Annotated in this window: 17 protein-coding genes; 8 read left to right on the forward strand and 9 right to left on the reverse strand. The window is 71.1% G+C overall.

Translation table 11 applies throughout. The features are described 5' to 3' along the window. Window positions 1–762, forward strand: a 762-nt coding sequence (locus ACIG5F_RS43420) for a transposase (protein ID WP_396526087.1), incomplete at its 5' end; no start/stop codon positions are given. Window positions 763–948: 186 nt separating this feature from the next. Here ACIG5F_RS43420 and ACIG5F_RS43425 read toward each other — a convergent pair. After that, window positions 949–1,308 carry a hypothetical protein gene (locus ACIG5F_RS43425; protein WP_396526088.1) on the reverse strand — a complete coding sequence of 120 codons (360 nt, stop codon included), beginning with the start codon at window positions 1,306–1,308 and terminating at the stop codon, window positions 949–951. A gap of 70 nt (window positions 1,309–1,378) precedes the next feature. Between ACIG5F_RS43425 and ACIG5F_RS43430 the strand changes: the two genes are divergently transcribed. The 3 genes from ACIG5F_RS43430 to ACIG5F_RS43440 all read left to right on the forward strand — a co-directional run bounded on the left by ACIG5F_RS43430 (window position 1,379) and on the right by ACIG5F_RS43440 (window position 3,274). Then, complete coding sequence (locus ACIG5F_RS43430; protein ID WP_396526153.1) at window positions 1,379–2,149, forward strand: enoyl-CoA hydratase/isomerase family protein; 771 nt, start codon at window positions 1,379–1,381, stop codon at window positions 2,147–2,149. A 70-nt stretch (window positions 2,150–2,219) separates the two neighbouring features. Continuing rightward, window positions 2,220–2,993, forward strand: a complete 774-nt coding sequence (locus tag ACIG5F_RS43435) for a phosphotransferase family protein (protein WP_396526089.1) — start codon at window positions 2,220–2,222, stop codon at window positions 2,991–2,993. Then, window positions 2,990–3,274, forward strand: coding sequence for a zf-TFIIB domain-containing protein (locus ACIG5F_RS43440; RefSeq protein WP_396526090.1), 285 nt, complete (start codon window positions 2,990–2,992; stop codon window positions 3,272–3,274). The genes ACIG5F_RS43435 and ACIG5F_RS43440 overlap by 4 nt, the downstream gene beginning before the upstream one ends. A gap of 62 nt (window positions 3,275–3,336) precedes the next feature. Here ACIG5F_RS43440 and ACIG5F_RS43445 read toward each other — a convergent pair whose 3' ends face one another. Together ACIG5F_RS43445 and ACIG5F_RS43450 are read right to left on the reverse strand one after the other, a co-directional pair. Beyond that, the gene (locus ACIG5F_RS43445; protein WP_396526091.1) at window positions 3,337–4,062 is read right to left on the reverse strand and encodes a hypothetical protein; all 726 of its coding nucleotides are present in this window, start codon (window positions 4,060–4,062) and stop codon (window positions 3,337–3,339) included. 55 nt (window positions 4,063–4,117) lie between these two features. After that, the gene (locus ACIG5F_RS43450) at window positions 4,118–4,774 is read right to left on the reverse strand and encodes an HAD family hydrolase (RefSeq protein ID WP_396526092.1); all 657 of its coding nucleotides are present in this window, start codon (window positions 4,772–4,774) and stop codon (window positions 4,118–4,120) included. 129 nt (window positions 4,775–4,903) lie between these two features. Here ACIG5F_RS43450 and ACIG5F_RS43455 point away from each other — a divergent pair, with 129 nt between their 5' ends. Further along, on the forward strand, window positions 4,904–6,289 hold the full coding sequence (locus tag ACIG5F_RS43455; protein WP_396526093.1) for a hypothetical protein: 1,386 nt from the start codon (window positions 4,904–4,906) through the stop codon (window positions 6,287–6,289). Window positions 6,290–6,406: 117 nt separating this feature from the next. Here ACIG5F_RS43455 and ACIG5F_RS43460 read toward each other — a convergent pair whose 3' ends face one another. After that, entirely contained in the window at window positions 6,407–7,147 is a 741-nt protein-coding gene (locus ACIG5F_RS43460; protein WP_396526094.1) for a sulfite exporter TauE/SafE family protein, read from the reverse strand. 74 nt (window positions 7,148–7,221) lie between these two features. Here ACIG5F_RS43460 and ACIG5F_RS43465 point away from each other — a divergent pair, with 74 nt between their 5' ends. Next, on the forward strand, window positions 7,222–8,172 hold the full coding sequence (locus ACIG5F_RS43465; protein WP_396526095.1) for an NADP-dependent oxidoreductase: 951 nt from the start codon (window positions 7,222–7,224) through the stop codon (window positions 8,170–8,172). On the opposite strand, the gene ACIG5F_RS43470 is transcribed toward ACIG5F_RS43465, so the two are convergent. Then, window positions 8,166–8,612 carry a molybdopterin-binding protein gene (locus ACIG5F_RS43470; RefSeq protein ID WP_396526096.1) on the reverse strand — a complete coding sequence of 149 codons (447 nt, stop codon included), beginning with the start codon at window positions 8,610–8,612 and terminating at the stop codon, window positions 8,166–8,168. The genes ACIG5F_RS43465 and ACIG5F_RS43470 overlap by 7 nt on opposite strands. A gap of 90 nt (window positions 8,613–8,702) precedes the next feature. On the opposite strand from ACIG5F_RS43470, the gene ACIG5F_RS43475 reads away from it, so the two are divergent. After that, window positions 8,703–9,869 carry an alpha/beta hydrolase fold domain-containing protein gene (locus ACIG5F_RS43475; protein WP_396526097.1) on the forward strand — a complete coding sequence of 389 codons (1,167 nt, stop codon included), beginning with the start codon at window positions 8,703–8,705 and terminating at the stop codon, window positions 9,867–9,869. Here the strand turns inward: ACIG5F_RS43475 and ACIG5F_RS43480 are convergent. Further along, window positions 9,820–10,311, reverse strand: coding sequence for a GNAT family N-acetyltransferase (locus ACIG5F_RS43480; RefSeq protein ID WP_396526098.1), 492 nt, complete (start codon window positions 10,309–10,311; stop codon window positions 9,820–9,822). The genes ACIG5F_RS43475 and ACIG5F_RS43480 overlap by 50 nt on opposite strands. After that, a complete protein-coding gene (locus ACIG5F_RS43485; protein WP_396526099.1) occupies window positions 10,311–10,805 on the reverse strand; it encodes a histidine phosphatase family protein in 495 nt (164 codons plus the stop codon). Before ACIG5F_RS43485 ends, ACIG5F_RS43480 begins: the two co-directional genes overlap by 1 nt. A gap of 111 nt (window positions 10,806–10,916) precedes the next feature. Between ACIG5F_RS43485 and ACIG5F_RS43490 the strand changes: the two genes are divergently transcribed. Then, complete coding sequence (locus tag ACIG5F_RS43490; protein ID WP_396526100.1) at window positions 10,917–12,407, forward strand: glycoside hydrolase family 76 protein; 1,491 nt, start codon at window positions 10,917–10,919, stop codon at window positions 12,405–12,407. Window positions 12,408–12,451: 44 nt separating this feature from the next. Here the strand turns inward: ACIG5F_RS43490 and ACIG5F_RS43495 are convergent, their stop codons facing one another. Beyond that, complete coding sequence (locus ACIG5F_RS43495) at window positions 12,452–12,655, reverse strand: hypothetical protein (RefSeq protein ID WP_396526101.1); 204 nt, start codon at window positions 12,653–12,655, stop codon at window positions 12,452–12,454. A gap of 14 nt (window positions 12,656–12,669) precedes the next feature. Beyond that, the gene (locus ACIG5F_RS43500; RefSeq protein WP_396526102.1) at window positions 12,670–13,800 is read right to left on the reverse strand and encodes an anion permease; all 1,131 of its coding nucleotides are present in this window, start codon (window positions 13,798–13,800) and stop codon (window positions 12,670–12,672) included. Between the last annotated feature and the right edge of the window lie 25 nt (window positions 13,801–13,825).

Genomic DNA, 13,825 nt, shown 5'->3' on the forward strand with positions numbered 1-13,825 from the left:
CACGTGGCCCGCACCTGCGGCGCGACCGGCACGGTGATCGTGCGCGGCGACTCCGGCTGCTACAGCGCGAAACTGATCACCGCCCTGGCCAAGGCTGGCGCGGTGTTCTCCATCACCGCCCGCTGGAGCCGGGCCCTGGCCCGCGCGATCACCACGATCGACCAGGACGCCTGGACCCACATCGAGTACGACACCCCCGTCCTCGACCAGGACACCGGCCAGACCATCCACACCGCACAGATCGCCGCCACCCGCCACACCGCCTTCACCAACCCCACCCAGAACCCCGGCCGCCGCACCACCGCCACCCTGGTGGTGCGCCGCCACCGCGTCCTGACCGTGACCGAGCAGGGCGAACTGTTCCCCGCCTGGCGGTATCAGGCGATCTTCACCAACTCGCCGTTCGACCCGATCACCGTCGAAGCCCAGCACCGCGGCCGGGCCGGCGCGATCGAACAGGTCTTCGCCGACCTCAACGGCTCCGCCCTGACGCACTTCCCCTCGGGCCGGTTCGCCGCCAACGCCGCCTGGCTCACCCTGGCCGCCCTCGCACACAACCTGCAACGAGCGATCGGCTGCCTGGCCGGCGAGGCCCACGCCAAGGCCCGCACCACGACCCTGCGCGCACGGTTGATCACGGTCGCGGCCCGGGTCTCCCACACCGCCCGCACGATCACCCTGCACCTGCCCCGCAACTGGCCCTGGCAGCAGGCCTGGCAACGAGCGTTCACCCACGCCCACGCCCCACCGCGGGCGGTCTAAGCCCTGACCACCGTCCCCACGGACCCAACCCGCACCATCACGGAAGGCTGGGCAGACCAGCGGTCCTGACGCGCCTGCGTCAGGACCGCATGGCCATTCGACCATCCCGCAGCCACCAAGATCACCATCAAAGATCAACGGTGGATCCAGGTTCAACGTCAGTATGGGGCCCTTCATGACGACGGGTCAGAGCTCGTCGACCTCGTCGGGGGCGTCCTCGATCCGCTCGGTCGCGCCGTAGACGGTGTGGATCTCCACCGAGCCCAGGCCGATGGTCACCAGGTACTCGCGGACCTGGGGCTCGGTCGCCCGGGCGAAGATCAGGTGAGTGGTCCAGGCCGGTCGGCCCGGCTGCTCGTCGAACTGGATGTAGTGCAGGAGGCCGTGCGGCACCTCGGCCCGTTCGATCACCTGCCCGGGCCGGCCGTACTCGGCCAGCAGGAGTTCCTCGTACGCCCCGCCGCCTGCTCCCAGCTGTTCGAACAGGACGGGGTCCAACAGCTTGATCTGCGGTTGCTCGCCGTTCCACGACGCTAACTCGGACACCCCGCAATGATGGGCGTGAGAGGGTGCGTAAAGCAAAGATCACGATGGACGGGAGTGAGCCGTGGAGCTGCTGCGACTGGACCGGGAGGACGCCGGCCTGGCCGTGCTGACCGTCGACGCGCCGCCACTGAACCTCTACACCGCCGCCATGCAGGCGGAACTGCTGGCGGCGGTCGGGCTGGTGGAGCGGGAGCAGCCGCGGGCGCTGCTGATCCGGGCCGAGGGCCGGGTGGTCAGCGGCGGCGTGGACGTCGCCCTCTTCGACGCGCAGCCGACCGCGGCGGCGGCCAAGGTGTTGTTCGACGAGATGCTGACCATTCCCGACCGGATCGCGGCGCTGCCGTTCCCGACCGTGTTCGCCGCGCACGCCCTGTGCCTGACCTGGGCGTTCGAGATCGCGGTGGCCTGCGACGTGCTGCTGGCGGCCGAGCGGTCCTCGTTCGGGCTGGTGGAGAACGTGATCGGGCTGACCCCGACGATGGGCGGCACCCAGCGGCTGGCCGCGCGGGCCGGCGTCGGGCGGGCCAAGGAGTTCGTGATGACCGGGGACCGCTACTCGGCGGCCACCCTGGAGCGCTGGAACGTGGTCAACAAGGTGCTGCCGGACGACGGGTTCGCCGAGGCGGCGCTGGCCTACGCGCGGCGGCTGGCGGCCGGGCCGACCCGGGCCCACGCCGCCACCAAGCAGGTGCTGCGGCACTTCGAGCACGGCGGCGTGGCCGAGGCCAACGCGCACGTCACGACCATCGCCGCCGAGCTGTTCGACACCGAGGACCTGCGCTCGGCGGTGCGCTCGTTCCTAACCGACGGGCCGGGCAAGGCCACTTTCTCAGGTCATTGACAGGTTCCCCGGGAACTCATCGTCCATTACCGACCGTTTACCTTGTGTTGGTGAGCGGAGGAGGTGGGAGATGGGGTCCGGGGTTGTCGTCAGCACCGTCGACGAGGTCGTCAAGGCGCACCACCACGGCGTCGACGGCCGCGCGCTCGCCAACCGGATACGCCTGGCCGCACATCCGGATCTGCGGGGAATCCTGTTGCCTCCCAAGGAATCCGCGCCGACCGCGGTCGGCGACCGGTGGGTCAGCGTGTGGCCGCTGGGCGACCCGGTCACCGACGATCCGGACACCGCCCCGTGGGCCGAGGCCGGCGGGCTGCTGGCCCGGCTGCACCGGGTCGACCCGTCCCGGCTCGGCGCCATCCCGGTCGCCGGCACGCCGGCCCGGCTGGCCCGGGCCATCGCCCTGCTGCCGGAAAGTCCCGACGCCGCAACGGTTCTGTCCGCGTGGCGGACCGTGTCGGCGCTGGAGCCGGGCTATCACCTCGTGCACGGCGACTGGCACCTCGGCCAGCTCGTGCGCTACCGGGGCCGGTGGCAGCTGATCGACGTGGACGATCTGGGCCTCGGGAACCCGCTGTGGGACTTCGGGCGCATCGCCGCCGGCTACGCCGTCGGCGTGATCGCCCAGCGGGGCTGGGAGAAGTTCCTGGCCGGCTACCGCGCCGCGCGTGGTCCCGCCGTGCCGCGGACCGGCGACGTGTGGCCCTGCGTGGACGCGGTGGCCCGCGCCTTCGTGGTCTACACCGCCGCCACCGCGCTGACCGCCGACCGACCGATGGACGACGTGGACCGGGCCGTGCTCGCCGCGTGCCGCCGGATGACCCGATGTGAGGAGACCAGATGAACTGCCCCAAGTGCCCCGGTTCGATGCGCAGCTACGAGCGCAACGGCGTGCACATCGAGCAGTGCGACACCTGCCGCGGCATCTTCCTTGACCACGGCGAGCTCGAGGCCCTGACCCGCGCCGAAGCCCAGTGGTCCCAACAGCAACACCAGCCGCGCTACGCCCCCGAGTACGGCGGCGGCCACCACGGCGGCCACGGCGGCTACCAGCAGGGCGGCCCCGCCTGGGGCGACCGCCGCCAGCGCAAGGGCGGCTTCGGCCGCTTCCTGTTCTCCTCCTGATCGCGCCGGCCGGGGCGGACCCCCGTCCCGCCCCGGCCGCCAGACCCCTGGCGGCAGCCGGCTCACGCCCGGACTATCGGGCCGAACGAGGGCAGGTGCAGGGGGACGGTGTCGGCGAACTCCAGGCGGGGCAGGACGACGGTGTCGGACTCGCAGGCCAGTTCCTCCGGGGTGCGCCAGACCTTGGCCTGCTGGCGGTACTGGCTGACGGCGCGCAGCACGGAGCCGGGCTCGGTGAGGTCGTCGTCGTAGAGGTAGGGCCGGTGGAACCAACCGGAGATGGGGTCGGTCCGCTCCTGCTCGGGCGGCGGCTCGGGCAGGGAGCCGAGCTGCTCCAGGTTGAACTCGGCGGCGCCGAAGCCGTAGCCGCCGATGACGTCCACGTTGAACAGCGGGAGGGGTTCGTCGGCGGGCTTGACCGTGCTGACCAGCCAGGCCCGGACCTCGTCCTCGGTCATGTCGGCGCCGAGCGAGGCGAGCACCCGGGTCCACACCGATTCGACGGAGTCGCCGAAGGCGGCGATCACGTGGTCCAGCACGGCACACGAGGACGGCCGCCGGCCGCCGGGCAGCACGCGGCGCGGCTCGCGGCAGCGGGTGCAGCGGCCGTGCTCGTCGACCTCGTGCTCGTGCAGCAGCGCGAGCAGGGCGGCGCACATGCGCAGCATCCAGTCACGCTCGTCCCCGGAGCCGAACGCCCGCATGCTGTCGACCGCGCCGGTCTCCAGCCAGGCGACGACCCGGTCGAGCTCCATGATGGCGTGCTCACGCAGGGTCAACTTCCGCAAGCGGCCAGAATAGGGCCTCGGCGCGAGGAATCGGGATAGGCCAACAGTCTCATTGTCACCACGCTGACAAAAGATCAAGAATGCCCGGCAGCTCGCGCACCCCGGTGATCACTTTCGCCGCCCGGGCCAGCACCGCCGGATCCGGCGGGAAGTGCTCGTTGGGCACGGCCACCACGATCATGCCGGCGTTGAGCGCCGAGCGTATCCCGTTGGTCGAGTCCTCAAGGGCCACGCAGCGGGTCGGATCGACGCCCAAATCCTTGGCAGCGGCCAGATACACGTCCGGCGCGGGCTTGCCGGCCCCGGTCAGCTCACTGGACAGGGCGACCTCGACGACGTCGCCGAGACCGGTGACCTCGAGCACTTCGGCGATCAACGCCGGCGGCGAGGAACTGGCGATCGCCACCGGGCACCGCCGGGCCGCCGCGCGCACCGCCTCGACCGCGCCGGGCAGCAGCGGCGGGCCCTGCGCGTAGCGGGCGACCATGCCGTCGACCACCAGTTGGGCGATCTTGTCGGGCGGCAGCCGCACGCCACGTGCCGTAGCCAGGTACTCCGCCCACTCCGGCGTGCTCATGCCCATCAGCGCCCGGGTGGTGTTCTCCCCGTCCCAGGTGCCGCCGTGCTCGGCCGTCACCGACCGGCGCACCTCGTCCCAGGTCCGCTCGGAGTCGACCAGCACACCGTCGAGATCAAAAACAACCGCGTCCACGCTGTGGAGGCTAACGGGGCCGGCCGGTGACGTCTCGATGAAGTCAACATTGAATCGTTGATCCGGCTGCGGCGGCGGGAGATCCTCGTGCGGCGACAACCCCGAACCCTGCACCGGAGGTACGCGCCCATGCGCCCGCTCCCCGCGGCGGCGATCGCCGCCGCCCTGACCGCGGCCGTCCTACCCGGCCTCGCCGCGGTCTCACACGCCGCCACCACGCACCGTGTCCTGTTCGACGCCACCAAGGCGGAAACCGCCGGCAACGCCGACTGGATCATCAGCACCAGCCAGCCCGACCCGCTCAAGCAGAACGCGTCGCCCAGCAGCGACAAGGACTGGACCGGGGCGCTGTCCTCGTGGGGCATCGCGCTGCAGAAGACGGGCCAGTACACCCTGGACACGCTGCCGGCCGGCAACACGATCACCTACGGCACGTCCGCCGCGCTGGACCTGAAGAACTTCGACGAGTTCGTGCTGCCCGAGCCCAACATCCAGCTCTCGGCGGCGGAGAAGAAGGCGCTGCTGACCTTCGTGCAGAACGGCGGCGGGCTGTTCCTGATCTCCGACCACACCGGCAGCGACCGCAACAACGACGGCTGGGACTCGCCGAAGATCATCAACGACCTCCTGACCAACAACGGCGTCGACAACACCGACCCGTTCGGCTTCTCGGTCGACCTGAAGAACATCAGCACCGACCACCCGGTGGCCATCACCGACTCGACCAACCCGGTGCTCAACGGCTCGTTCGGCGCGGTCAAGCACAGCCTGATCGCCAACGGCACCACCTTCACGCTCAAGCCGGCCGACAACCCGAACGTCAAGGGCCTGCTGTTCCTGAGCACCTCGTCGCCCGGCAACACCAACGCCACCTTCGTCACCAGCACCTTCGGCAACGGCCGGGTGGCGATCTGGGACGACAGCTCACCGGTCGACGACGGCACCGGCGAGTCCGGCAAGACCCTCTACAACGGCTGGACCGACTCCACCGCCAACAACGCCGCCCTGGCCCTCAACGCCACCGCGTGGCTGGCCCAGGGCTCCTCCACCGGCGGTGGCGGCGCCAACTGCGCCACGCCCGGGCAGCTGCTGGCCAACCCCGGCTTCGAGAGCGGCGCCACGTCCTGGACCGGTGACGCCACCGTCGGCACCGGCCAGACCCCGCACGCCGGCACCCGTGCCGCGACCTTCGACGGCACCGGCGTCACCACCACGAACACCTTGAGCCAGACCGTGTCCGTGCCCGCCGGCTGCTCGGCCAGCCTGACGTTCTGGCTGCACGTGGCCACCGCCGAGACCACGACCACCGCCAAGTACGACACCTTCAGCGTGGCCGTCGGCTCCACCACCGTGGCCACCTACTCCAACCTCGACGCCGCCTCCGGCTACGTCCAGCGCAGCGTCGACCTGTCCGCCTACGCCGGCCAGTCCGTGACCCTCAAGTTCACCGGGGCCGAGGACTACGAGAAGCAGACCACCTTCGTCCTCGACGACACCGCCCTCACCGCCTCCTGACCCCTCTCGAAAGCCAGGCCCGTTCCTGGCGCTGGACGCAGTGAAGGGGCCCTTCCTGGCGTTGAACGTCATGAAGGGCCCCTTCCTGACGTTGAGCGAGAGGAAGGGTCCCTTCGCTCAGCCCTTGGCCGCGACGTACAGCAGCCAGGCGGCCAGGGCGAAGCCGGCGGCGGCGATCAGCGTTCGCAGCTTGGCCACGGGCAGCCGGCGCACCACCCACGGCCCGATGGCCCCGCCGACGAGGAAGCCGACGGCCAGCGGGATCACCGCGGCCCACGGAACCGTGCTGAACACGATGAAGCCGATCGCCACCACCACTTCCCCGGCGGCCAGCAGCACGTTCTTGACGGCGTTCGCCCGCGGCAGATCGCCGTCGAAGGTGAAGGCCAGCACCGTCAGCATCATGATTCCCGAGCCGGGGCCGAAATATCCGTTGTAGCCGGCCACCACGAACAGCCCGAACGTCAGCAGCGGCGGCGAGATCCGGCGCCGGGCCGAAAGCCTCGGCTGCAGAAGCAGCAGGAAAGCGCTGGCCGCGATCAGAAACGGCACAATCCACTCGAAAACGCCATTCGGGGTGACGAGCAGCAATGCCGCCCCCGCCGCCCCGCCGACCCCGGCCAGCAGGCCCAGCCGCCACAGTTGGCGGCCCGATCCCTTGAGCTCCGGCCGTGACGCCGGCGCCGACCCGACCCCGATCGCCACCGCCGCCACCGAGTTCGCGATGGTCGCCGACACCGCCGGCAACCCGAAGGCCAGCAGCGCCGGATAGGAGATCAACGAGGCGATCGCCCCGGCCGACCCGACGGTTCCGGCGACAATCCCCGCGGCGACCAGAAAAAACGCCCCCGACCCCATGGCCGAGACCCTACCGCCCGCCGATCTTGTAAAGTCGATATTAGTTCGATGGGAGACGTACAAGGAGGCGGGGCATGCGGGCGATCGGGTTGACGGAGTTCGGGGGACCTGAGGTGCTGCGGGCGGTGGAGCTGCCGGATCCAGTGCCCGGTCCCGGACAGGTGCGGATCCGGGTGCACGCGGCGGCGGTGAATCCGACCGACACCCTGCTGCGGTCGGGGGCGACGAGCGCACGGTTCGAGGGTCGGCCGGGGCCGTACGTGCCGGGCATGGACGCTGCGGGAGTGGTGGACGCGATCGGGCCGGACACCGACACCTCGCTGCGGCCGGGAGACGCGGTAATGGCGATCGTCCTCCCCTACGGCCCGCGCGGCGGGGCCTACGCCGACCTGATCGTGGCGCCGGCCGAGTCGGTGGTGCCGATTCCGTCCACTGTGGACTTCTCACACGCCTCGACGCTGCTGATGAACGCCCTCACGGCCCGGCTCGGCCTGGATCTGCTGGCGGTGCCGGCCGGCGGCACGGTGGCGGTGACCGGGGCGGCCGGGACCTTCGGCGGCTACGCGGTGCAGCTGGCCAAGAGCGACGGCCTGCTAGTGCTGGCGGACGCCTCGGCGGCCGACGAGCAGCTGGTGCGCGACCTCGGGGCGGACGAGGTGGTCAGGCGGGGCGACGACGTCGCCGACCGGTTCCGCGCACTCGAGCCGGACGGGGTGGATGCCGTGCTGGACGGGGCGGTCCTGCACGAGCTGGTGGTCCCGGCCATCCGCGACAGCGGCGGGCTGGCGGTCATCCGGGGCTGGGACGGCCCGGCCGGCCGCGGCATCCACGTGCATCAGGTCTGGGTCAGCACGGTGGCCACCGACCATGCTCGCCTGCGCCGGCTTCGGGACCAGGCCGAGGCCGGCGAACTCACGCTGCGAGTGGCCGACGTGCTGCCGGCCGACCAGGCGGCCGAGGCCCACCGGCGGTTGGCCGCGGGTGGCGTGCGAGGGCGGCTGGTGTTGGACTTCACCGCCTACTGAACCGCGACCGGGTGGACCACGTGGAGTCGGTGGACCTGGCGGACGAAGCGGCTGGCGCGGCGGTCGGCGGGCATGACGAGGGTGGGGCGGGCCAGGAGCTGGCCGTTGTGCCAGGTGGCCAGCAACGCGCCGCAGTCGCCGAACTCGGGGTGCATCTCGGCGTACGAGACGAGCACGCCGTAGCCGTCGGCGCCTTCGGCGAGGACGGCGAGGCTGAGGTGGTCCATCTTGCGCGCGGGGTCGAGGGCGAGGCCGGCGGCGGTGAGAGCCTCGTAGAGGGTGACGCCGCGGACCTCATGGCGCTCGGTGCGCCGGCGGGTGACGTAGTCGACGGCGAGGGGCCGACAGGCGCGGGCGTGCAGCGCCGAGGTGCACCACACCGTGCCCGGCGTGGCGACCTCGCCGGTGATGACCAGCTCATCGGGCCGCAGCGGCGTCACAGCAGCCAGGATAGAGCCGCATATGCGGATGTGTGATCGGTTTCACTCCTCAGTAGCAGCGTTCACCCGGCCTCGCTTCGTTGAGTGAGCGTGAAGAAGACGGGGATCGCCCTGGCGGTGGCCGCCGGCGTCGGCGGAGTGGCGTTGAACGTGTTCGCGAGGCGGACGCCCTGGCGGCGTTCCCCCTGGCACCTGGTGGGCATGGCGGCCGGGGTGGTCGGCACGGAGCTGTCGGTGCCGGCGGCCGCGGCGCAGCTGGGGGCCACGGGCCTGGCGGCGGCGCTGGGCGCGGGCCGCAGCAAGATCGGTGCGGCGGCGCTGGCGGTGTCGGCGGGCGCGGCGGTGGGCCTGGCGGCGTTGCAGCGGCCGGCGGCCGACGCGAGCCGGCCGCTCCAAGGCGCGCTGGACGAGGTCCTCGGCCGTGGCACGGTGACGTTGAACGCCCCGACGCCGCTGCTGCCGGGCAAGTTCCGACGCACGGAGTTCCTTGTCGCCGACGGCATCCGCTACGGCCAGGGCCAGGCCCTGGACGTGTGGCACAAGGCCGGCGTGACCAACGCCCCGGTGCTGATCCAGGTGCACGGCGGGGCGTGGACCTCGGGCGACCGCCGGACGCAGAACCTGCCGCTGCTGGCCCACATGACCGAGCAGGGCTGGGTGTGCGTGGCCGTCGACTACCGTTTGGGGCCGAAGAACCGCTGGCCGGCGCAGATCGTGGACGTGAAGCGGGCCATCGCCTGGGTCCGGGCCAACATCGAGCGCTACGGCGGCGACCCGTCGTTCATCGCCATCACCGGCGGCTCGGCCGGCGGGCACCTGGCCGCGCTGGCCGCCGTGACCGGCAACGATCCCGCCTTCCAGCCCGGTTTCGAGGACGCCGACACGTCCATCCAGGCCGGCGCGCCGCTGTACGGCGTGTACGACCTGGACGCGCTCAACGAGGACGGCAGCACCGGCCTGCGCGACCACGTCCGCAAGGCGATGATCGACAACCAGCCGGATGTCGCGCCGGCCTCCCCGATCCACCGCATAACCCCGGATTCGCCGCCGCTGCTGGTCGTGCACGGCAACCGGGACGAGGTCGTCTCGGTCAACCAGGCCCGCGAGTTCGCCACCCGGGCGCGGGAGCTCGGCGCGCCGATCGGCTACGCCGAGCTGCCGTATGCCCACCACGCCTTCGACTCGCTGCCCAGCGCCCGCGCGCTGGCTACCGCCCACGCGGTGGAGCAGTTCCTGTCCCACCTGGCCAAACACTGATCTCGTACTCGACTTCACCGTGTTCCGAGCCCGGCAGCGGGTTCTCCCAGTCCACATGGAACGTTCGCACGTGCCGCAGGCCGAGTTTCTCCAGCACCCGGCGTGATCCCGTGTTGACGGCCATGGTCTGGGCGCTGACCCGCTGCCGGCCCTCGGCGAAGGCCTTGTCCAGCACGGCCTTCGCTCCCTCGGTGGCGTAGCCGCGGCCCCACTTGTCGCGGCGGATCCGGTAGCCGAGCTCCTCGCCCAGCCCGAACCAGCCCACGAAGTCGCCGGTGGCACGCTCGATCCCCACCCAGTACCCGGGCCGCCCGATCAGCGCCGTCGAGTCCGCCCCGTCCGTGCCGAGGAAGCGCATCACCTCGGGGTCGGCGTCCAGCGCCCGCAGATCGTCCACATCGGACGGTCCGGCCGGGCGCAGCAGCAGGCGTTCGGTCTCCATCAGGTCAGGTTGAGGGAAACCAGCCGCCAGCCGCCACTGAATTGCCATTCGGTCACCGCGGCGAAATCGAAGTCGACCCGCGTGCCGGTACCCGGCCGCGGCACGCCGAACAGGGTCATGAACACCCACACCATGAAGCCGGCGTGGGTCACCGCCATGACCGTCTGCCCGGTGTACTTCTCCGGCCAGGTGGTCACCACCTTGTCCACTCGAGACAGAAATCCGTCCCATGGCTCGTCGATGTCCACTTCGGCCAGGTCGCGATCGATCTCGACGCGGGGCGGCCGCAGCGCCGCGATCAGCTCCTCGGCCGTCTGTCGGGCCCGCGTGACCGGGCTGTGCACCAGCACATCGGGCCGAACACCGAGGCGTCGCCCCAGCTCACGGGCCTGTTCGAAACCGCGCGGGGTGAGGCCGGGGCAGTTGTCGTTGCCGACGGTCAGATTGTCGGCGATGGCCAGGGATTCGGCGTGCCGGACGAGCAGCAGTCGCATCTGTGAAAGCGTAATCGTTGACGCCTAACTCACATGGACCTTACATTCGCGTTCGAGAGCGCTCTCACCAGCACGTTTCCGACCGGAAAACCCTGCTACCCGGGAGGTTCCATGCTCAGAGCCGTGTTCTGCGCAGTTGCCCTCATGGTTGTGCTCGCCCCGGCCGCCGCCGCCTCGACCGGGGCGCCGCCGACGCCGGCGCCGACCACCGACGCCCCTCCCCCGTCGACCGGCAACGCCGTGAAGCCGATGGCGACCGTCTGCGACAAGTACTGCGACGGCCGCGATCCCGCGCTGGCCCCGCAGGTCCGACTGGGCACGGCCACGCCCGCCGGCAGCCGACAACTCGCGCTGTATCTCGACGACGGCGACGACATGGGCTGGGGCGCGATCACCAACAGCGCCCCCGGCGACGAGCTGTGGCTGGACCGCTCCTTCGACGCCGGCCGCAGCTGGGCCGCGGGCTCCAAGATCGGCGACACCCGCACGCCGGCCGGCTATCCCGGCTGGCGCACGCTGATGTTCAACGTCGACGACTGGAACACCACCGGCGTCGGCCTGCTACGGGCCTGCGCGCTGCCGGCCGGCGCCACGACGATCACCTGCACCGACTGGCGCCGCACGACGTGGAACTCCTACGACCGGCGCACCGCCGCCGCGACCGCGTTGATGGAGGACTACAACACCACCACCGGCCTGTTCGACACGACCGGCTGGTGGAACTCGGCCAACGCGCTGACCGCGATCATCGGCAACATCCGGGCCTCCGGCATGGGCAGCTACGCCTACGCCGTCGCGCGCACGTACGACAAGAACCTCAACGCCCAGGGCGGCAACTTCACCAACGCCTACAACGACGACACCGAATGGTGGGGCCTGGCCTGGGTCGCGGCCTACGACCTGACCGGCGACACCCGCTACCTGACCACGGCCCGCTTCGACGCCGACCACGTGCAGGCCTACTGGGATTCCACCTGCGGCGGCGGGGTGTGGTGGAGCGACGCCCGGACGTACAAGAACGCCATCCCCACCGCGCTCTACATCCAGCTGAACGCCGCGCTGCACAACCGGATTCCCGGCGACACCAAGTACCTGCAACGGGCCCGGGCGGGGTGGACCTGGTTCCGCGACAGCGGGATGATCAACGCCCAGAACCTGGTCAACGACGGCCTGACCAGCACCTGCGTCAACAACAACCAGCCGACCTGGACCTACAACCAGGGCGTGCCGCTGGCCGCGCTGACCGAGCTCTACCGGGCCACGGGCGACACCGCGTACCTCGACCAGGCCCGAACCCTGGCCGATACCTCGACGACCAGCGTTTCCCTCAACCCCAACGGAATCCTGCACGACCCGGGCGACCGGCCCGGCGGCGGCGGGGCGGACGGCCCGACGTTCAAGGGCGTCTACGCCCGGGACCTGTCGGCGCTGAACGCGGCGCTGCCCGGCCATCCGTACAGCGCGTATCTGAAACGCCAGGCCGATTCGGCGTACGCCACCGATCGCAACGGGTTCGACCAGTACGGCCTGGTGTGGTCGGGGCCGTTCGACCAATCTGACGCGGCCCGCCAGCAGAGTGCGGTGGACCTGATGAACAGCTGACACTGCTGTGGCCCCCTTCGCCAATGGGGGCCACAGCGCTCGGCTCACTTGTGGGCGATGGCGAAGATGCCGTATCCGACAATCGCCGCGCACAGCGCGAAACTCACGATCGCCAGCACGTTGTTCAGCACGGCCTCGCCGCGCCGGGTCCACGCGCCGATGCCGACCGAGAACAGGCTGACGAACAGCACCGCGGCCACGATGGACACGACGAAGACCTCGCCCAGCCCACCCCAGTTGATGGTCATGGAGTTCTCCCTGATCAGGCCGACGCGGTCGCCGGGGCGGTGGTGGACGGCATCTCGTTGACGTTGCCGGCGGACACCGGCTGCCGACGGGACAGCAGGTAGGCGCCGACGGCCACGACCACCGCGGCCAGCGCCACGATGACGGTGCCGACGTTGCCCAGCGAGGCGGTCTCGCCGGCGACGGCGCCGACGATCGCCGCGGCCGGTAGGGTGAACAGCCAGGCCAGGGCCATCCGGCCGGCGACGCCCCAGCGGACCTCGGACAGCCGCTTGCCCACGCCGGAGCCGACGATCGCGCCGGTGGCCACGTGCGTGGTGGACAGCGCGAAGCCGACCTGGGTGGAGGCCAGGATGGTGGCGGTGGCGCTGGCCTCGGCGGCGAAGCCCTGCGGGGTCTCGATCTCGGTCAGGCCCTTGCCCAGGGTGCGGATGATGCGCCAGCCGCCGAGGAAGGTGCCCAGCGAGATGGCCAGGCCGGAGCCCAGGATGACCAGCAGCGGGGGGTTGGCGCCGGCCGGCAGCGTGCCGGCGGCGATCAGGGTCAGGGTGATCACGCCCATCGTCTTCTGCGCGTCGTTGGTGCCGTGGGCCAGCGAGACCATCGAGGCCGAGAGGATCTGGCCGGCCTTGAAGCCCTTGGCCCGTCCCGTCTTGTCGGCCCTCTCGGTGATCTTGTAGGCGGCCCAGGTGGCCAGTGTGGCCACCACGCCGGCGATGATCGGCGAGGCCAGCGCCGGCACGATCACCTTCTCCACCACGGTGCCGAAGTGCACCGCGTCGGAGCCGGCGGCGATCCAGGTGGCCCCGATCAGGCCGCCGAACAGCGCGTGCGACGAGCTGGAGGGCAGCCCCAGCAGCCAGGTCAGCAGGTTCCAGACGATCGCCCCGACCAGCCCGCCGAAGATGATGGCGCTGTTGATCTTGGTTTCGTCCACGATGCCGCTGGAGATGGTCTTGGCCACCTGCACCGACAGGAACGCGCCGGCGAGGTTGAACACGGCCGAGACGCCGACCGCGACCCGGGGGCTGAGCGCCCCGGTGGCGATCGAGGTGGCCATGGCGTTGGCCGTGTCGTGGAAGCCGTTGGTGAAGTCGAAGGCCAGCGCGGTCACGATGACCACGACGACCAGGAGCGAGAGATCCATCCGCGCCTCCTGCCGCATCGGAGGA

It is taken from the genome of Kutzneria sp. NPDC052558 (assembly GCF_044547355.1).
GTDB lineage: Bacteria > Actinomycetota > Actinomycetes > Mycobacteriales > Pseudonocardiaceae > Kutzneria.